This is a genomic window from Acinetobacter sp. YH12097 (assembly GCF_013419225.1).
GTDB lineage: Bacteria > Pseudomonadota > Gammaproteobacteria > Pseudomonadales > Moraxellaceae > Acinetobacter > Acinetobacter amyesii.
Map to the genome: position 1 here is coordinate 39,968 of NZ_VPAN01000015.1, position 18,472 is coordinate 58,439.

Below are 18,472 nucleotides of genomic sequence, written 5' to 3' on the forward strand. Positions count from 1 at the left end.
TGTAAAATGACGTTTGTCCCAGCCAATGAAGGCATTGCAAAGCTAAAGCCTTACCAACCAGGTAAACCAATTAGTGAACTTGAGCGTGAGTTGGGTATTACAGATATCGTAAAACTCGCATCAAATGAAAACCCATTGGGTTGTTCTGACAAAGTGAAAGAAGCGGTTGCTGCTGAACTTGCAGAAATTGGTCGATATCCGGATGGTGGCGGTTTTATTTTGAAAGACCAAGTTGAAAAACAATTTGGTATTGCACATGACCGCATTACGTTAGGTAATGGTTCAAACGATCTTCTAGAAATTTTCGCTCGTGCTTTTGTTTCAGAGCAAGACTCTGTGGTGTATAGCCAACACGCATTTGCTGTGTATGGTCTGGTGACACAAGCCATTAATGCTGAAGCGATTGAAGTGCCTGCAAAAGGTTTTTCACATGACCTAGATGCAATGGCTGCGGCAATTAAAGACAATACTAAATTAATTTTTATTGCGAACCCAAATAATCCAACAGGTACATGGTTTGAAGAAGCTGAATTTGAAGCGTTCATGCAAAAAGTACCTGCAAATGTGATCGTGGTTTTAGATGAAGCTTATGTGGAATATTTCCCAGAAAACTTCAACAGCTTGAAATTCTTAGATCAATACGCAAACTTAATCGTTAGCCGTACCATGTCAAAATGCTATGGCTTGGCTGCACTACGTGTAGGTTTTGCTTTGGCTTCAGCTGAAGTGACGGATTTCCTTAATCGTATTCGTCAACCCTTTAACGTAAACCATCTTGCAATGGTGGCTGCTGTTGCTGCACTCAAAGATGAAGCGTTTATTGAAAAATCACGTGTAGTCAATAAAGCAGGTATGGCGCAACTTGAGTCAGGATTTGATGCTCTAGGTTTAGCATATGTGCCTTCACGTGCGAACTTCATTTTAGTTAATGTAAAAGCAGATCCTGCACAGACCTTTAATGCTTTATTAAAAGAAGGTGTGATTGTTCGTCCAGTTGGTATCCCTGAGCATTTACGTGTATCAATTGGGACTGAAGCTGAAAATGCTAAATTCTTGGCGGCATTAGCTAAAGTTTTGGGCTTAGAGGCTAAAGCTTAAGTCATGTCTGTGCCACTATTTGAAAAAGTTGCTTTTATTGGGCTTGGTCTGATTGGCTCAAGCCTAGCTCGCGTCATGATTGCTGAAGGTTTGGCTAAGGAAATTGTGGCGTCTACGCGTTCACAAAAAACTTTAGAAGATGCAAAAGCTTTAGGGCTTATTCAGCAGGGTTATAGCGATCCTGCTGAAGCGGTCAAAGGTGCAGATCTTGTTGTTTTGGCTTTACCTGTTCGTGCGACACAAAAAGTCCTTGAAGCGATCAAACCTTATCTATCCGAACAGACGATTATTACCGATGTTGGAAGTACCAAAGGCAATGTTGTTGATGCAGCTAAAGCGGTTTATGGTGAGCAATTACCTGCTGGTTTTGTACCGGGGCATCCGATTGCGGGGGCTGAACTAACAGGTGTGCATGCCGGTAAGGTAGATTTATTTGCTAATCACAAAGTGATTTTGACACCATTACCTAGCAGTGCAGATTGGGCTGTAGAGAAACTGATTCAATTGTGGCAAGCTGCCAAAGCGGAAGTGATTTGCATGGATGTGGAAAAACACGATGAAGTGTTGGCCCATACCAGTCATCTTCCGCATTTGATGGCATTTAACTTGGTTGAGCAACTTGCGAACCGAGAAGACAATTTAGATATTTTCCGTTATGCCGCTGGCGGTTTTCGTGATTTCTCACGCATTGCTGCAAGCGACCCACATATGTGGCATGACATCTTTTTTGCCAATAAAAAGGCAATTTTAAATGCGGTAGATGGCTTTGAAAAACAATTGGCTATTCTTCGCAAACTGATTGAAGATGAAAATTCACAAGCGTTGATGGGACTGTTGGGGCATGCACAAGCGGCACGTCAACATTTCAATCACATGCTCGCAAAGAAACCACTGATGGAGAAAAATAAAGTGACGACACAGCAATTCAAAATTTTACCGGGTCCAAAGCAATTCCAAGGTAAATTTACTGTGCCAGGTGATAAATCTGTGTCACATCGCTCTATCATGTTTGGTGCTATTGCAGAAGGCACAACGCATGTCACTGGTTTCCTTGAAGGTGAAGATGCCTTGGCAACCCTCCAAGCATTCCGCGATATGGGGGTGAGTATTGAAGGCCCTAAAAACGGCGAAGTCACCATTCATGGTGTAGGCATGCATGGTTTAAAAGCACCTGCTGGCGCTTTGTATATGGGTAACTCAGGCACTTCAATGCGTTTGCTTTCAGGCATGTTGTCGGCACAAAAGTTTGATTCGGTGATGACAGGTGATGCGTCATTATCAAAACGTCCAATGGAGCGTATTGCCAAACCATTACGTGAAATGGGTGCGCAAATTCAAACTACAGGTGAGCGTGGTACGCCGCCAGTATCTATTTCTGGAAGTCAAAACCTGAAAGGTATTCACTACGACTTACCAATGGCATCTGCACAAGTAAAATCTGGTATTTTGTTGGCAGGTCTTTGGGCGGAAGGTGAAACTGTTGTCACTGAGCCAGAACCGACACGTGACCATTCTGAACGTATGCTTCGTGCATTTGGTTATGACGTGAAAACAGAAGGCAACCGCATTTCACTTCAAGGTGGCGGCAAGTTAGTCGGTACGGACATTCAAGTACCCTCTGACATTTCATCTGCAGCATTCTTTATGGTGGGTGCAGCGATTACTGAAGGTTCAGATGTCACACTTGAAGCGGTCGGCATTAATCCAACACGTACAGGTGTAATCGAAATTTTAAAACAGATGGGTGCTGACCTGACTGTTGAAAATGAACGTATCGCTGGCGGTGAGCCGATTGCAGATATTCGTATTCGTGGTTCACGTACACTCAAAGGCATTCATATGCCAGAAGATCAAGTGCCATTGGCGATTGATGAATTCCCAGCGTTATTTATTGCTGCTGCATGTGCAGAGGGTCAAACCATTTTGACTGGTGCAGCTGAACTTCGAGTGAAAGAGTCGGATCGTATTCAAGTGATGGCAGATGGCCTAAAAATTATGGGTATCGATTGTACGCCAACCGAGGACGGCATTATCATTGAAGGTCAAGGCAAAGCGGGTGAGTGGGGTGCAATCTTCACAGGTGGTCAAATCGAATCACATCATGACCACCGTATTGCAATGAGCTTCTCAATGGCAGGTTTACGTACTTCGGGTGAAATTAATATTGTGGGTACAGAAACTGTTGCGACCAGCTTCCCGACATTTACAGAGCTAGCGACTCAAGCCGGTTTAACGATTGTGGTAAGTGAATAAATAATTCACTAAATTTGTATATTTATTCAACAACAGCCAAGCAAATGCTTGGCTGTTTGGTTTTAATTGCTTATGCTAAAACCATACAACAAGAATGTCTTTGGATAGATACATGAGAAAACTACAATTCACCGCGCATAGCGAGTCAAATCGAGTTGAAAGCAGTGCTGATACGCAAACTCAGGTTGCTGAATTATTGGCAAATAAATTAGAGTGTTATGGCTTTCAAACGTTATCGCAAAGTGGTGATCAGATTGCAGTCAGTGTCGATCAGCATGAATTGCCGCTTTCAGTGACATGTCAGGGGCAGGATGAATCCGGTCGTCTAGTCTGTGAAATTACCTCTTATCCAGATGAAGACCAAGATTGGTTAGATCGTATTACCGAGCAAAGTCTATTGAACCAATTGGCTCAAGCGGTTGAAAACAGTTTAAAAGAAGAAGAGTCATATAGTGAGTTTCAATGGAAACAAATGACAAAGTAATCTGAAAAATTGAATTAAAAATCATCCATAAAAAAGCAGCATAGCGCTGCTTTTTTGTTTTTTAACGGAATGTATTTACAACGTTATAGACATTCAATATTGATTGGATTGATGGTTCGATTGCTCTTTTTCACATAGTCACACATATTTTCTGACTCTTGTTCATTGAGTCCCCAAAACACGATCACACCACGTTGATCAGTCAATTTGCTATCGCTTAAATAAATATAATGAGTGTCATGATAGTTTTTATCGAGCATATCTTTATATTTTTGATCGGTAAAAGATGAACAAGATGAAATTTCAGCTTCTTTACACACCGAGTCACTCGAACAGCGTTGCTTAAAGGTTGAGATCATATTCATGGTGTCAGTGCTGTTGAGTTGGGCTTCGCACACTTGGCTGTTGGGAAAGTCGTAGACCATTTTTAAGCTAAAATCACGACCATCGACATTCATCTTGTATGACGCAGTCAAATAGGCTTTGGGACCATGGTTCGCAGCAACCGTAGACGCTGGCAAATTTGTCGTTGTGGATGGGGTTGAATTAAAATAATAAACCAAAGCTGCAATGCCTAGACTTAAAATCACAACAACAATAAATTTCATTTTTCCCTCTAAATTTTATCTTAATTTTTCTGGGTATTATTTCTGTAGTTGATTATTTAAACAAGTAAATAATTGGTTTTTAGATAAAAAATTGAGGCGTAATCAAAATTAAACGAGCATCGGCTTAGGTCTTTACATGTTGAATAGCTAATGATCGCCAATGCATTAAAAAGATGGATAAATCGAAGTGCTGTAGGTGAATTTATCTGAAATATGGGTGGGTAATAGAGCGGTCACTAGGCAAAAAAAATGAGCCAGTTAAGCTGACTCATTTTTGGTATTGTTTATACTAAAAAGCGTGAAATCGCAATACGAAGCTGTTTGAGATAACCCGTAAAGAAGTGGTTTGCACCTGGCAAAACCGTGATTAAATGGCGCTGTGGTTTGGCCCACTGAATCAAGTCAGATAACAGTGTGACATTATCTTCTTCACCATGAATAAATAAAATATCACCCTTAATATGCGGTGTCACATAGTGACGTACACCTGCAACTGTTGTGGTTGGTAAGCCGCATAAAATAGTCTGTACAGGCTGTAACTCCACTGGCAATAGGGTATAGCATTTAGTCATGACATTTGCACCAAAACTAAAACCGCCTGCATAAAATGGCAAGTTTGGGTGTTGGCTACGAGCAAATTCAATGACTTGCATGGTATCTTTGGTTTCACCATTGCCTTCGTCATGTATTCCTGCACTTTGGCCAGAGCCGCGGAAACTTGGGCGATAGACAACATAGCCACGTTCTAAGAACATTTGCGCTAAAAGCACAGGTACTTTGTGCTGTGGTGTGCCACCTTGCAATGGGTGAGGGTGTGTAACTACCGCGAATCCTTTCACTTCACCCTGTGGATAATCAACAAAAATTTCAAGCTGACCAACAGGCCCTTGAATGAACAGTTGTTCTGACATAATGACTAAAATGTGAAAGCGGGAGAGTCGCATAGTTTACAGATTAATATTATCTAAAACACAGATTGGATTTGAAAATACTCTACTGTTATAGTTTGTTTAATTAAAAATTAATCAGGATGTTTATGCTCGCTTTAATTTCTCCAGCAAAAACTTTAGATTACGAAACCGCTTTACCGACTGAAAAATTCACTCAACCACGGCTATTAGATCATTCTGAAGAATTGATCTCAGTCGCACGTAAATTGTCGGCAAGTGAAATTTCAAGCTTGATGAGTGTCAGTGAGAAAATTGCGACTTTAAATGTTGAGCGCTTCCGAGATTGGCAGCCTGATTTTGATTTTGCCAATGCACGTCAAGCAATTTTTGCCTTTAAAGGTGACGTGTATACCGGTTTAGATGCTTATCAACTTGCAAATACTGACCTTCAATACGCACAAACCCATTTGCGTATGCTCTCGGGTCTCTACGGTTTATTGCGCCCACTGGATTTAATGATGCCATATCGTTTAGAGATGGGGACCAAGTTGCAAAACCCACGTGGATATAACTTGTACGAGTTTTGGGATAATACAATCACCAATCTCATCAATGACGATTTGGAAAAAGCCGGCTCTGAACTTTTGGTCAACATCGCTTCAGATGAATACTATAAGTCGGTCAAAGAATCAAAAATTAAAGCCGAAATCATCAAACCTGTTTTTCTGGATCAAAAGAACGGCAAATATAAAGTCATCAGCTTCTATGCCAAAAAAGCACGTGGCCTAATGGCGCGTTATTTGTTGGAAAATAAAATTGAACGTATTGAAGATATCAAGTCGTTCAATACCGATGGTTATTATTTCGATGCAGAGAGTAGCTTAAAGGGTGAATTGGTCTTTAAGCGAGACGAACAACAAGCTGCTTAATTTCGAAATTGAAAAACTTAGACCGAAAAGAATATGAATAGCCGCTGCTTAGAAGTCAGCGGCTTTTTTATCTTCTTCACTCGAGATGTAATGGTGGGCCTGTGAAATTGATCGTGCTTTAAATTTCGTATATGAAATGATCTATGATTTGAAGCTTTTTACGGAAAAGGATTCGAAAAATCATTCAGCGATTATCTTGTCTATCAGTCTAAAATATATTACAAAATTAACATTGATCGAACAAATAGCTTATTAAATGACTTAATAATATATAAAATTGTGAAATACGTCACTTTTTTGTTTAAATTTTTTGTTATTATAGCCAAATATTTAAACATGAATAAAATTTTGTTATGAAAAAAATACTGATACCAATTTTTATACTCAGCATTGTGTTTTTAGGGTTTAGTGTTTATAAGAATGCAGAGTTAAAGCGACAGCAAGAAATTAATCAGGTGTTCAATGATGATTTGAGCGCATCACCTTATATGCGCTAAAAAAAATCAATCTTGCTGCTTTTGCATTGAGCTCAAGCATGGTCTTGAAGTGTTCGTTTAAATATTGATATTTTATTTTTATATATAATAATTTGAAACTTTATAAAGAAAACAATGTCTTAAATTTACTAAATTGAAAAGCGATGAAAATGTGGAAACATTAAAAAATCAATGTGTTATAATTTGCCGAAATTAATTTGATCAGTATTTATTGATATTAAATACGAATTAAATGACATAAATAGAGGAGCTGCATAGGTTTATGCAGCTTTTTTGTTTGCAAATTTCAACATTTGTACCGTGTTGTATGTTGTTGAAAATAGGATTTTTTAAAGCCTACAATCTGCCGAATTGGCATATTCGTTGCTTAGGCATACACAAAATTAATGATGAATACATGACATGATTAATTTTGTGGAATGCTTATATGCATAAAGTTTACTTCATAGGGGCTAGGTCATGACGACTCCTAATCCATCTTCCGAGAACATGCTTGAACGTCTGTTTAAACTGAGCGAAAACAAAACCAGTTTCAAAACAGAAGTCATTGCAGGTGTAACTACTTTCTTGACAATGTGTTACATCATTATTGTCAATCCAATGATTTTGTCCGAAACGGGTATGGATCATGGCGCTGTTTTTGTCGCAACCTGTCTAGCAGCAGCCATTGGCTGTTTGGTGATGGGGCTTGTTGCTAACTATCCAATTGCCTTAGCACCCGGTATGGGCTTAAACGCTTACTTTACCTATTCTGTATGTTTGGGTATGGGCGTGGAATGGCAAACTGCTTTAGCAGCTGTTTTTGTCTCTGGCCTTGTTTTTATCGCTATCAGCATGTTCAAAATCCGTGAAGCGATTGTCAATGCGATTCCAATGTCGCTTAAACTGGCGATCGGCGGCGGTATTGGTTTATTCCTTGCACTGGTTTCTTTGAAAAATGCCGGCATTATTGTTGATAACCCTGCAACATTGGTTAGTCTGGGTGATTTAAAACAGCCGTCTGTCTTGTTGGCTTTACTTGGCTTCTTGATGGTTGTGGTTATGCATCACTTCAAAGTACGTGGTGCAATCATCATCAGTATTTTGGTGATTACTGCAATTTCAACCCTACTGGGCTTCAACGAATTTAAAGGTGTTGTAGGTGCTATTCCTTCAATCGCTCCAACATTCATGCAAATGAACTTCGAAGGTCTATTCACAGCAAGTTTGATTGGCGTAATCTTTGTATTCTTCTTGGTTGATTTATTTGACTCTACAGGTACATTGGTCGGTGTATCACACCGTGCAGGCTTATTAAAAGACGGTAAATTACCACGTTTGAAGAAAGCATTATTTGCTGACTCATCTGCAATTGTTGCGGGTGCGGCATTGGGTACGTCTTCAACTACGCCTTATATCGAATCATCAGCAGGTGTTGCTGCCGGTGGTCGTACAGGGTTAACTGCAGTTGTAGTTGCTATATTGTTTATTTTGGCATTGTTCTTAGCGCCACTTGCTCAGTCAGTACCAGGTTTTGCAACTGCGCCAGCATTGTTGTTTGTTGGTGTGTTGATGATTCAAGGTATCGTTCATATTGAATGGGATGATATTACTGAAGCAGTCCCTGCATTCTTAACAATTGTATTTATGCCGTTTACGTATTCAATTGCAGACGGTATTGCAATGGGCTTCATTAGCTATGCATTGGTTAAATTGCTGACAGGTAAAGCGAAAACTGTACCATATATGGTCTGGATTATTGCTGTACTTTGGGCATTAAAATTTGCTGCATTTGGCGGTTAATACTGTCAAATAGCGAAAGGGTGTAAACTCAGTTTGCACCCTTTTTTATTTTTATGAGGATAAGAGATGGATCAACTTGAGCTGATTCGCGCTTTGCCAAAAGCAGAGCTACATGTGCATATTGAAGGGACATTTGAGCCTGAACTCATGTTTGCAATTGCCCAACGCAACAATATTGCAATCCCTTATCAATCAGTCGAAGAATTAAAAGAAGCGTATAACTTTCATAATTTACAGTCTTTTTTAGACATTTATTATGCAGGTGCAAATGTACTGATTCATGAGCAAGATTTTTATGAGTTAGCATGGGCATACTTTGAAAAATGTGCAGAAGATCATGTGGTTCATACCGAAATGTTCTTCGACCCACAAACTCATACAGACCGTGGGGTTGCTTTTGAAACGGTTTTGAATGGTTTACAGCGTGCTTGTGATGATGCCAAAGCAAAACTGGGCATTAGCTCACATCTGATTATGTGCTTTTTGCGTCATTTATCTGAAGACGCAGCATTTGCAACATTAGAACAAGCTTTACCATATAAAGATCAAATTATTGGTGTCGGTTTAGATTCGAGTGAAGTGGGTCATCCACCATCAAAATTCGAACGTGTTTTTGCTAAAGCCCGTGAAGCAGGTTTTCTTATCGTTGCGCATGCAGGGGAAGAAGGTCCAGCAGAATACGTATGGGAAGCCTTGGATTTGCTGAAAGTAAATCGTGTTGACCATGGTGTACGTTCAGAAGAAGATCCTGCTTTGATGCAACGTTTAATTGCAGAAAAAATGCCATTAACCGTTTGCCCGCTAAGCAATTTAAAGCTATGCGTGGTCCAAGATATGGCTGAGCATAATATTCGCCGTCTCTTGCAACAAGGTGTGCATGTGACCGTCAATTCAGATGATCCATCGTACTTTGGTGGTTATATGAATGATAACTTTGTTGCGATCACCAAAGCGCTTGATTTAAGCAATGCAGAGTTAAAGCAACTGGCAATCAACTCTTTTGAAGCATCATTTATTTCAGATACTGAAAAACAAGCTTGGATTAAAAAGATTGAAGCGTTGAATTAATAATCAGCGTATAATCTCAGGCAGTGAATATTCACTGCCTTTTTTATGTTTAAATCATGCTTTTCTCTCATTCAAATCGCTCTATATTTGCCTCATCGATTACATTTTTAGCCTCAGTATTGATTTCTTCGGCTGCTATTGCAGATAAATCAAGTTTAAGTCAGCGTATGCTAAAGCCCGTGATTGAATATCAATGCTCGCAAGAATTAAATACTTCTAAAATTTGGAAAGGCGCTGCGATGTTTATGAGTGCTCAACAGAAAAAAGACAATCAAGCTGCGATTTGTCAGTGCGTGAGTGAGCATGCCATGGATGATATCGGTGCGAAAGATCTGATGACTGCTGCAGTGAATGAAACTGAAAAGAATAAACTGATTTCTAAAGCGGTTTTAAATAGTATGCGCGGTTGTGCTCAGCAAGTACTGAATTAAAAGATAATGCTTAAAATAAAAGCCACATGATGTGGCTTTTATTTTGTCTTTATTAGGGTTTTGGTTGTCGTGTCATACTTTTGAGCACATGGTCTTTATCAATAAAATGATGTTTCAACGCTGCCAAAATATGACCCACTAAGAGCAAGCCTGCTGCCCAAGAAATCCAAATATGTAGCGGTTTCACGATGGCTAATAATTCAGGATTATCTTGTACCAAGCGGGGTATTTCAAACAAATACAAGACAGGGGCCGGGTGACCTGCGCTCCAACTAAATAAGCAACCTGTAATCGGTAAAGCCAGTAGTACAAAATACAGTGCTAAATGACCCAAATGTGCCAAGGTTTTCATGCCGGATGACATACTGTCAGGTAATTCAGGTGTGGGGTGGGTATAGCGCCAAAAGATTCGTATCACCACCAAAAAAATAATCGTAGTCGCAATATTTTTATGGAGGGTAATGACTTGTCCTTTAAAGCTGCCATCGACGTCATAACTCAGAAAATTGCCACTATAAAAGCCAATTAACCATGCCACGATGAATATGATCGCCATCAGCCAATGTAAGACCTGAGCTGTTCGAGTGTAGTATTGTGTGTTATTGCTCATGTTGATTATTTAAGCGTTCAATCTTATGCAGATTCTAATACAGACCACAAAAATATGCGTCGTTTAAAATCGGTACACAGTGTTGTGAATATGCAACACAGGCTTTGATGATTAACTACACAATTACCGAATTTATTTTAAATAGTCATATCAGATGGTGTGTGATTTGGGGCACAATATGCGCGTTAATTAACAGAACAAAGGAAATATTCGTGAAAAAATTAGTTGCTGTTCTAGCGCCATTAGCGCTTGTTCTTTCTGCATGTGCTGCGACTGGTACAACTGGTACAAGTACCTCTACAGGTACAACTTCAGCAAACAGCTTGGCAATGATGGCTGTTAAAGTGGGTGTTCAAGCGAAATGCGTGACTGAGCTAAATAACAACAGCTACTGGAAAACAGGTTCAAAATTATTAACAGAAACTCAAAAATCTGAACTACAAACTGAAGTGTGTTCATGTGTAGGCGAGAAAGCGACAACTAGCGTGACTGCAACGGATTTGGTTGTAGCAGCAATGGATAAAACTTCACAAGCAAATCTTGCGGCTAAAATCGTGACAAATACTTTAAATGCTTGCGTGATTGAAACATTTAAAAACTAAGATTTAGAACATTTTATACGACCCTGACAATGGTTTTGCTGAGTATCAGTAAATCCAAATTAAGGGTCGTATTTTATTTTGAGTGAGAGATATATGAAAATTGCTGGTGCAGATGAAGCGGGTCGCGGTCCATTGGTGGGTTCGGTTGTTGCGGCAGCTGTCATTTTAGATCCAAATAACCCGATTGAAGGTTTAAACGATTCTAAAAAACTTACTGAAAAAAAACGTGAAAAGTTATTTATTGAGATTCAAGAAAAAGCCTTGGCTTGGGCGATTGCTGAAAGTTCTGCACAAGAAATTGATGAGATCAATATTTTGCAAGCATCGTTACTTGCGATGCGTCGTGCAGTGGAAAAACTCAATGTACAGCCAGAACACGTGTTGGTCGATGGTAATAAAGTCCCAACCGGTTTAGCAATGAGCTGTGATGCAATCGTGGGCGGTGATGCGATTCATCCAGAGATTTCGGCTGCGAGTATTTTGGCAAAAGTGACTCGAGACCACGAAATGGTTGAACTGGATGCAAAATATCCACAGTATGGTTTTGCGAAACACAAGGGCTATCCAACCAAAGCGCACTTCGAAGCGATTGCACAGTATGGGGTGATTGATGAACATCGCCGCAGTTTTGGCCCCGTACGTAAAGTTCTAGAAGGGCAGTAATTAAGCTCAGTTGAACTTATATAGTAAACGCATGTTCTAGATAAATTTAAAGCGGCCTAATGAGCCGCTTTATCATTTAACAACTTAAATCTTAGCGATTATAGTTGTTTTGTGAATAATCAGTTTCTTCAAAAGATGGCTGATATTCTTGATCAATGTTTTGGAGATGTTCGTGCATTGCGCGTTCATGTTGAATTCGTTGGTAAATTTCTTCACGATGAACAGATACTTCTTTTGGAGCATTCACGCCAATACGAACCTGATTACCTTTAACACCAAGTACAGTCACGCTAACTTGGTCTCCAATCATTAATGTTTCTCCGACACGACGAGTCAGAATCAGCATGTTTCTCTCCTTGCAAAATGCAAAACCTGCAAATGATCTGTTATGTAAAATTCATAACTTGTAAAAGCAAAAAAATTTAGCAGTGCATCTGAAACAATCATTGTGACAGTCGCAAACTGAGTAAATTTTAAAATCCTCAGGTTTAATATAACAGAGCCACTATAAAAAAAACTATAGTGGCTCTGAATTTTTACGATGTTTTTCAAAATCTGTCTAACAATGACAAATTTTGACACACAGCAAGGTTAATTAAGCACGCGCGCTTGATTCACCTGTTTCACGGTCTAGACCGAATGCAGTGTGTAGAGCACGTACAGCAAGCTCTAAGTATTTCTCATCGATAATCACTGAAATTTTGATTTCAGAAGTCGAGATCATCAAAATGTTAATGCCTTCTTTTGCAAGAGCAGTAAACATTTTGCTTGCTACACCAGCGTGTGAACGCATACCAACACCAACAATCGATACTTTAACGATGTCTGCGCGAGTTGCAACTTCACGTGCACCAATTTCTTGTGCAGTCGCTTCAAGAATAGCTTTCGCTTTTGGTAATTCACCACGGTTAACTGTAAAAGTGAAATCAGTTGTACCGTCTTCTTCCACGTTTTGGATAATCATATCCACTTCAACATTGGCATCACCAATTGGTGAAAGGATGTTTGAAGCGATACCTGGTTTATCCGGTACACCAAGAATAGTTAATTTAGCTTCATCACGGTTGAACGCGATACCTGAGATGATTGGTTGTTCCATGTTGTCTTCCGCTTCAGTGGTGATTAGTGTCCCGACGTTTTGTTTAAAGTTTTCGTCGAATGCGCCATCATCGTCATTATCAAAACTTGATAATACGCGTAAAGGCACTTGGTATTTACCGGCAAATTCTACAGAGCGAATTTGAAGGACTTTAGAACCAAGTGATGCCATTTCAAGCATTTCTTCAAAAGAAATACGATCAACTTTTTTCGCTTTTGGAGCGACACGAGGGTCAGTGGTGTAAACACCATCAACGTCTGTGTAAATCTGACATTCGTCAGCTTTAAGTGCAGCAGCCAATGCAACACCTGAAGTGTCAGAACCACCACGACCTAGAGTCGTTGTGTTACCTTCAGCATCAAAGCCTTGGAAACCTGCCACAACAATGACACGTCCAGCGTCAAGGTTTGAAGTCAATACATCTGTATCAATCGCTTCAATACGCGCCTTGGTAAATGCGCTGTCGGTTTTAATACCAACTTGACGACCTGTAAGTGATTTAGCTTCAACACCAATAGAGTTAAGTGCCATTGCTAACATAGAAATCGTTACCTGTTCACCCGTAGACACCATTTGGTCTAATTCGCGTGGATCAGGTGTTTCGGTAATGGCTTTCGCTAAAGCAAGTAGACGATTGGTTTCGCCACTCATTGCAGATACAACAACCACAACTTTGTGACCGTGATCATGCCAACGCTTTACACGACGAGCAACATTTAAAATGCGCTCTGGAGTACCCATTGAGGTACCGCCATATTTTTGAACGATTAATGCCATAACTATCCTTACCAAGTAAATAAGTCTAAAGACTTAAAGCACTTACACATATTTTAAGACCGCACTTGAGCGCGATTTTAATATACCACGTAGCTCATGAACTCCAAGGTAGGAGGAGTTCAAATAGATACTTTGTGTCTGCAGGGGATTCACATGAACCCAGCCTTTTAGACTCCATTTTCATCATTTAGCCAGAGGTTGAATATTGGTTTCAACATGATGATTGAGTTTGCGTTTTCACGCATCAACAGTGTTTAAGCAGGATCCAGCATTAAAAAACACACTGCTTAAACCTGTTGATTTGCTCAAAGGAGGTGAGTCACTTTGAGCTATAGGACTTTTGGTCTTATTTTGCAGCTAACCATGCAACGAGGTCAGTCATTACTGCTTCAAGTTTGTCGCTATAAGGCGCACCACCTTGAGCCATATCAGGTTTACCACCACCTTTACCGCCAAGCTCTTGGCCAAGGTGTTTGATGATGTCACCGGCTTTTACAGCAGCAGTGTATTCTTTAGCAACCGAAGCAATCAGGCTCACTTTGTCGGCATCAACCGCCGCGATCACGATCACAGCATTGTCTAATTTAGATTTCACACCGTCGTGCAAGTTGCGAAGTGATTTCGCATCTACACCTTGAACCGTGGTGATTAATGTTTTGCGGCCAGCAATCTCTTGAACTTGACTCAATAACTCAGCGGCTTGGAAGCTCGCTAGTTTTTGGTTTAATTGTTCAATTTGCTTTTGCAAGCTAGATGCTGTGTGAGATAAAGCTTCAACTTTTTCTAAAGTTTGATCTTTTTGCGCTTTCAGCAAATCGTTGATTGCATGAATGTCACGATCTGCTTTTTGCGCAGCTTCAACAGCTTTAGTACCCGTAACGGCTTCAATACGACGTACGCCTGCAGCAACACCGCCTTCAGAAGTGATTTTAAATAGGCCGATGTCACCTGTGCGTTTTACGTGAATACCGCCACAAAGTTCGATAGAGAAGTTTTTCTCATCTTTGGTTGTACCCATAGACAATACACGTACTTCGTCACCGTATTTCTCACCGAATAACATCATTGCGCCTTTTTCTTTGGCCGCCTCGATGTCTAAAAGTTCAGTTGAAACAGCAGTATTGGCAATCACTTCGGCATTGACAATGCGTTCAATTTCTTGAAGCTGTTCAAATGAAACAGGTTGGTCATTAGCAAAGTCAAAACGTAAAAGTTCGCTTGCAACCAATGAACCTTTTTGCTGTACGTGCGTACCTAAAACTTGGCGAAGTGCTGCATGTAATAGGTGAGTTGCAGAGTGGTTGCGTGAAGTTGCTTCACGGATATCCGCTTTAACAATCGCTTCAACTGCTTGAGCTGCTTTTAAGTTACCCATGGTCACGATGCCTTGGTGTACAAAAGCGCCGCCTGATTTTTTGGTGTCTTGAACTTCAAAAATACCAGTTTCGTTTTTGAAGATACCTGTATCGCCAACTTGACCGCCACTTTCTGCATAGAAAGGTGTTTGGTTGAGAACGATCAGCGCTTCGTCACCTTCAAAAACTTCATCAACTTGTTCGCCGTCTTTGTAGATTGCAACAATTTGACCTTGGCCTTGAGTTGCGTCATAGCCGTCAAATTGAGTCTCGCCTTCAACTTTCACAATTGAGTTGTAGTCGACAGCAAATTTACCAGCATCACGTGCACGTTGACGTTGAGCCGCCATTTCGACTTCGAAACCAGCTTCGTCAATGGTTAAATCACGTTCACGTGCAATGTCTGCTGTTAAGTCAGTCGGGAAGCCGTAAGTATCGTAAAGTTTAAATACAGTTTCGCCTGGAATCACTGAACCTTTAAGTTGAGCTAATTCGCCTTCAAGCAATTTCAAACCTTGCTCTAAAGTTTTTGCGAATTGTTCTTCTTCTTTCAAAAGCTGAGCTTCGATACGTGCTTGCTGTGCAGCAAGCTCAGGATAAGCAGCGCCCATCACGTTGATGAGTGGTTGCAACATTTTATGGAAGAATGAACCTGTTGCACCCAATTTGTTACCATGACGTACTGCACGACGGATAATACGGCGAAGTACATAGCCACGGCCTTCGTTAGACGGGTTAACACCGTCTGCAATCAAGAAGCAGCAAGAACGTGCATGGTCAGCCACAACTTTAAGTGAAGCAGGGTATTCAACTGGTTTGTTTTCTGCTTGTGCTTTTGCTTCAAGTTCAGTGGTATCTAAACCAATGATTTCAGCAGCAGCTTTAAGTAGGTTTTGGAATAGGTCAATTTCGTAGTTTGAGTTTACATGCTGTAAAACTGCAGAAATACGCTCAAGGCCCATACCTGTATCTACAGAAGGTGCAGGAAGGGCATGCAGAACACCATCAGCAGTACGGTTGAACTGCATGAATACGTTGTTCCAAATTTCGATGAAACGATCGCCATCTTCTTCAGGAGTGCCCGGTAAGCCGCCCCAAATGTGGTCACCATGGTCAAAGAAGATTTCAGAACATGGACCGCAAGGACCTGTATCGCCCATTGCCCAGAAGTTATCTGAAGCGTATTTTTCGCCTTTGTTGTCACCAATACGGATAATACGTGAAGCGTCTAGACCAATATCTTTGTTCCAGATATCAAATGCTTCGTCATCTGTGTGGTAAACAGTGGCATATAGTTTATCTTTTGGTAGACCTAACCATTTTTCGTTGGTTAAGAAATCCCAGGCAAATGTGATGGCATCACGTTTGAAGTAGTCACCAAATGAGAAGTTACCCAACATTTCAAAGAACGTGTGGTGACGTGCTGTATAACCAACGTTGTCTAAGTCGTTGTGTTTTCCGCCGGCACGGACACATTTTTGTGAAGAAGTTGCACGAACGTAGTCACGTTTTTCAAGACCAAGGAAGCAGTCTTTAAACTGGTTCATACCAGCATTTGTGAACAATAGTGTTGGGTCGTTGGCAGGTACCAGAGAACTCGACGCGACACGTGTATGCCCTTGCGATTCAAAGTAGCTTAAAAAAGCTTCGCGAATTTCAGCTGATGTCATAAAACGAGTACTCACAACCAAGTCTCTCCTAATTTCGATTTGGTAATAGCATATCAAGCAAGTCTTACAAAATTTTAAAGCTGGCTTGAGATGCTGACATAAAATTTAAAAACGCTAAATTATAACGGAAAAAGGTGTAGTCACCAATGATTTTCGGCTATCTCTATGACTTTTTATATGTTTTAAATTTAGCACCTATACTTTTAGATTTTTAAACCTTTGGAACGCTGAAAGTATTCATTGATTAATCTAGTGAGCGCACTGTTGCTGCGTTTCATTTATATGTCTTGAAAAGTTTTTAATGTTCAAATTCAGCACGTTGATAAATGCTCTACGTGAAGGTGCTTTGCATTTATATTTTTCAGTTCATTGGGAAAATTGCATGTTTGCATCCATTTTATTAAGAGTGATTGAACTTGATCTTGGTGCCGTACATTTTCAGTGAAGCTAATATTTAGATCTATGTTGGCGCTAACGCTTTATAAAAATAAAGCCCAATAAGCATTAAACGAATAAATGATAACGTTTTCATGTTGAAATCCATTAATATATAGATGCTTTATTTTTGTTTTAAAACGAAGGATTGGTCATGCAGCGAGTGGCAATTAATGGATTTGGTCGAATCGGACGCAATGTATTACGCGCTTGGTTTGAAAATCCAAAGGAATTTCACTATGAAATTGTTGCCATAAATGATGTCGCTGATGTGGAAACCATGGTGCATTTGTTTAAATACGACACCACGCATGGTCGTTTTGCAGGCCAAGTCGACATTCTTGAACAAGATGGCGCTATTTTTCTAGAGATCTCTTGTGCCCAAGCACATCTCAAAGTGCAAGTTTTAAATGAAGCACAGCCGAGTCTTTTGCCTTGGCAACACCTGAATGTCGATGTGGTACTCGAATGTACAGGTTTATTTAGATCGCGAGAGGCAGCCACACAGCATATTGGTGCAGGTGCCAAACGTGTGATTATTGGTGCTGCGCCGTTTGACAGTGTTGATGCTGCGATTGTGTATGGTGTTAATCATCATGAAGTCAAAGCGACGGATCAAATTATTTCGAGTGTGTCGTGTACCACGCAGGCTTTGGTGCCTTTAGTCAAAATTATTGATGATGCCTTTGGTATAGACACAGCACTCATGACAGAAATTCATGCTGTGACTGCGGATCAGTCTGTATTGGATCATGCACATCGTGACTTACGTCGTGCGCGAGCTTCAGGTCAAAATATTATTCCAACAACCTCTTCAGCTCTGGGTGCGTTGAAACGGGTCATGCCGAAAATGGAAGATCGAATCGATGGCTATTCGATTCGTGTGCCGACTATCAATGTTGCTGCAATCGATTTAAGTTTTGTGTCCCAATCGCTTATCACCAAGCATGAGTTAAATGCAGTGTTAAGCAAAGCTGCACGTTTTGATTATCATGAAATTATGTCAGTAACCGATGAACCTTTGGTCTCAAGTGATTTTAATCATTCACCTTATTCATTGATTGTCGATTTGAATCAAACCATGGTGGTAGGAAAGCAAGCAAAAGTCTTCGCATGGTATGACAATGAATGGGGTTATGCGAACCGCTTGCTCGATTTATGTGAAAGTTTTCATTCTCTATAAAAATTCAAACTTATCCAATATAGAAAACATCTACTAGC

The 18,472-nt window shown here is 40.3% G+C and carries 16 protein-coding genes; 10 read left to right on the top strand and 6 right to left on the bottom strand.

Annotated elements, in window-relative coordinates:
* Positions 1-6 precede the first annotated feature (6 nt).
* The 3 genes from hisC to FTU37_RS08520 all read left to right on the top strand — a co-directional run bounded on the left by hisC (position 7) and on the right by FTU37_RS08520 (position 3,835).
* On the top strand, positions 7-1,098 hold the full coding sequence (gene hisC, locus FTU37_RS08510; protein WP_180009484.1) for a histidinol-phosphate transaminase: 1,092 nt from the start codon (positions 7-9) through the stop codon (positions 1,096-1,098).
* A 3-nt stretch (positions 1,099-1,101) separates the two neighbouring features.
* Positions 1,102-3,351 (top strand): bifunctional prephenate dehydrogenase/3-phosphoshikimate 1-carboxyvinyltransferase, encoded by a 2,250-nt coding sequence (locus FTU37_RS08515; protein ID WP_180124173.1) that lies wholly within the window; start codon positions 1,102-1,104, stop codon positions 3,349-3,351.
* Between the two features lie 112 nt (positions 3,352-3,463).
* Complete coding sequence (locus tag FTU37_RS08520) at positions 3,464-3,835, top strand: hypothetical protein (RefSeq protein WP_180077544.1); 372 nt, start codon at positions 3,464-3,466, stop codon at positions 3,833-3,835.
* Between the two features lie 83 nt (positions 3,836-3,918).
* On the opposite strand, the gene FTU37_RS08525 is transcribed toward FTU37_RS08520, so the two are convergent.
* Together FTU37_RS08525 and FTU37_RS08530 are read right to left on the bottom strand one after the other, a co-directional pair.
* On the bottom strand, positions 3,919-4,443 hold the full coding sequence (locus FTU37_RS08525) for a hypothetical protein (RefSeq protein WP_180124174.1): 525 nt from the start codon (positions 4,441-4,443) through the stop codon (positions 3,919-3,921).
* A 284-nt stretch (positions 4,444-4,727) separates the two neighbouring features.
* Entirely contained in the window at positions 4,728-5,354 is a 627-nt protein-coding gene (locus tag FTU37_RS08530; RefSeq protein ID WP_180124175.1) for an alpha/beta hydrolase, read from the bottom strand.
* Between the two features lie 125 nt (positions 5,355-5,479).
* Between FTU37_RS08530 and yaaA the strand changes: the two genes are divergently transcribed.
* The 4 genes from yaaA to FTU37_RS08550 all read left to right on the top strand — a co-directional run bounded on the left by yaaA (position 5,480) and on the right by FTU37_RS08550 (position 10,040).
* Positions 5,480-6,262 carry a peroxide stress protein YaaA gene (gene yaaA / locus FTU37_RS08535; protein ID WP_180124176.1) on the top strand — a complete coding sequence of 261 codons (783 nt, stop codon included), beginning with the start codon at positions 5,480-5,482 and terminating at the stop codon, positions 6,260-6,262.
* A 956-nt stretch (positions 6,263-7,218) separates the two neighbouring features.
* Positions 7,219-8,541, top strand: a complete 1,323-nt coding sequence (locus FTU37_RS08540) for an NCS2 family permease (protein WP_180124177.1) — start codon at positions 7,219-7,221, stop codon at positions 8,539-8,541.
* Between the two features lie 66 nt (positions 8,542-8,607).
* A complete protein-coding gene (locus FTU37_RS08545) occupies positions 8,608-9,609 on the top strand; it encodes an adenosine deaminase (protein WP_180124178.1) in 1,002 nt (333 codons plus the stop codon).
* Between the two features lie 56 nt (positions 9,610-9,665).
* Positions 9,666-10,040: a hypothetical protein gene (locus FTU37_RS08550; RefSeq protein WP_180124179.1), complete on the top strand. Its 375-nt coding sequence runs from the start codon at positions 9,666-9,668 to the stop codon at positions 10,038-10,040.
* Between the two features lie 52 nt (positions 10,041-10,092).
* On the opposite strand, the gene FTU37_RS08555 is transcribed toward FTU37_RS08550, so the two are convergent.
* The gene (locus tag FTU37_RS08555; RefSeq protein WP_180106855.1) at positions 10,093-10,650 is read right to left on the bottom strand and encodes a cytochrome b; all 558 of its coding nucleotides are present in this window, start codon (positions 10,648-10,650) and stop codon (positions 10,093-10,095) included.
* A 212-nt stretch (positions 10,651-10,862) separates the two neighbouring features.
* On the opposite strand from FTU37_RS08555, the gene FTU37_RS08560 reads away from it, so the two are divergent.
* Both FTU37_RS08560 and rnhB read left to right on the top strand, forming a co-directional pair.
* Complete coding sequence (locus tag FTU37_RS08560; RefSeq protein WP_078189082.1) at positions 10,863-11,252, top strand: hypothetical protein; 390 nt, start codon at positions 10,863-10,865, stop codon at positions 11,250-11,252.
* 93 nt (positions 11,253-11,345) lie between these two features.
* On the top strand, positions 11,346-11,915 hold the full coding sequence (gene rnhB, locus FTU37_RS08565; protein WP_168379347.1) for a ribonuclease HII: 570 nt from the start codon (positions 11,346-11,348) through the stop codon (positions 11,913-11,915).
* A 91-nt stretch (positions 11,916-12,006) separates the two neighbouring features.
* Here the strand turns inward: rnhB and csrA are convergent, their stop codons facing one another.
* The 3 genes from csrA to alaS all read right to left on the bottom strand — a co-directional run bounded on the left by csrA (position 12,007) and on the right by alaS (position 16,831).
* Positions 12,007-12,261 (bottom strand): carbon storage regulator CsrA, encoded by a 255-nt coding sequence (csrA, locus tag FTU37_RS08570; protein ID WP_078189080.1) that lies wholly within the window; start codon positions 12,259-12,261, stop codon positions 12,007-12,009.
* Positions 12,262-12,510: 249 nt separating this feature from the next.
* Positions 12,511-13,791, bottom strand: coding sequence for an aspartate kinase (locus FTU37_RS08575; protein ID WP_078189079.1), 1,281 nt, complete (start codon positions 13,789-13,791; stop codon positions 12,511-12,513).
* Positions 13,792-14,137: 346 nt separating this feature from the next.
* Positions 14,138-16,831 (bottom strand): alanine--tRNA ligase, encoded by a 2,694-nt coding sequence (alaS, locus tag FTU37_RS08580; protein WP_180124180.1) that lies wholly within the window; start codon positions 16,829-16,831, stop codon positions 14,138-14,140.
* A gap of 574 nt (positions 16,832-17,405) precedes the next feature.
* On the opposite strand from alaS, the gene FTU37_RS08585 reads away from it, so the two are divergent.
* Positions 17,406-18,434 (top strand): type I glyceraldehyde-3-phosphate dehydrogenase, encoded by a 1,029-nt coding sequence (locus FTU37_RS08585; protein ID WP_180124181.1) that lies wholly within the window; start codon positions 17,406-17,408, stop codon positions 18,432-18,434.
* Positions 18,435-18,472 lie beyond the last annotated feature (38 nt).

Bases quoted from the DNA above. Each gene is read 5' to 3' on its own strand.
- hisC (WP_180009484.1), top strand. From the start codon at position 7: ATGACGTTTGTCCCAGCCAATGAAGGCATTGCAAAGCTAAAGCCTTAC.
- FTU37_RS08515 (WP_180124173.1), top strand. From the start codon at position 1,102: ATGTCTGTGCCACTATTTGAAAAAGTTGCTTTTATTGGGCTTGGTCTG.
- FTU37_RS08520 (WP_180077544.1), top strand. From the start codon at position 3,464: ATGAGAAAACTACAATTCACCGCGCATAGCGAGTCAAATCGAGTTGAA.
- FTU37_RS08525 (WP_180124174.1), bottom strand. From the start codon at position 4,443: ATGAAATTTATTGTTGTTGTGATTTTAAGTCTAGGCATTGCAGCTTTG.
- FTU37_RS08530 (WP_180124175.1), bottom strand. From the start codon at position 5,354: ATGTCAGAACAACTGTTCATTCAAGGGCCTGTTGGTCAGCTTGAAATT.
- yaaA (WP_180124176.1), top strand. From the start codon at position 5,480: ATGCTCGCTTTAATTTCTCCAGCAAAAACTTTAGATTACGAAACCGCT.
- FTU37_RS08540 (WP_180124177.1), top strand. From the start codon at position 7,219: ATGACGACTCCTAATCCATCTTCCGAGAACATGCTTGAACGTCTGTTT.
- FTU37_RS08545 (WP_180124178.1), top strand. From the start codon at position 8,608: ATGGATCAACTTGAGCTGATTCGCGCTTTGCCAAAAGCAGAGCTACAT.
- FTU37_RS08550 (WP_180124179.1), top strand. From the start codon at position 9,666: ATGCTTTTCTCTCATTCAAATCGCTCTATATTTGCCTCATCGATTACA.
- FTU37_RS08555 (WP_180106855.1), bottom strand. From the start codon at position 10,650: ATGAGCAATAACACACAATACTACACTCGAACAGCTCAGGTCTTACAT.
- rnhB (WP_168379347.1), top strand. From the start codon at position 11,346: ATGAAAATTGCTGGTGCAGATGAAGCGGGTCGCGGTCCATTGGTGGGT.
- csrA (WP_078189080.1), bottom strand. From the start codon at position 12,261: ATGCTGATTCTGACTCGTCGTGTCGGAGAAACATTAATGATTGGAGAC.
- FTU37_RS08575 (WP_078189079.1), bottom strand. From the start codon at position 13,791: ATGGCATTAATCGTTCAAAAATATGGCGGTACCTCAATGGGTACTCCA.
- FTU37_RS08585 (WP_180124181.1), top strand. From the start codon at position 17,406: ATGCAGCGAGTGGCAATTAATGGATTTGGTCGAATCGGACGCAATGTA.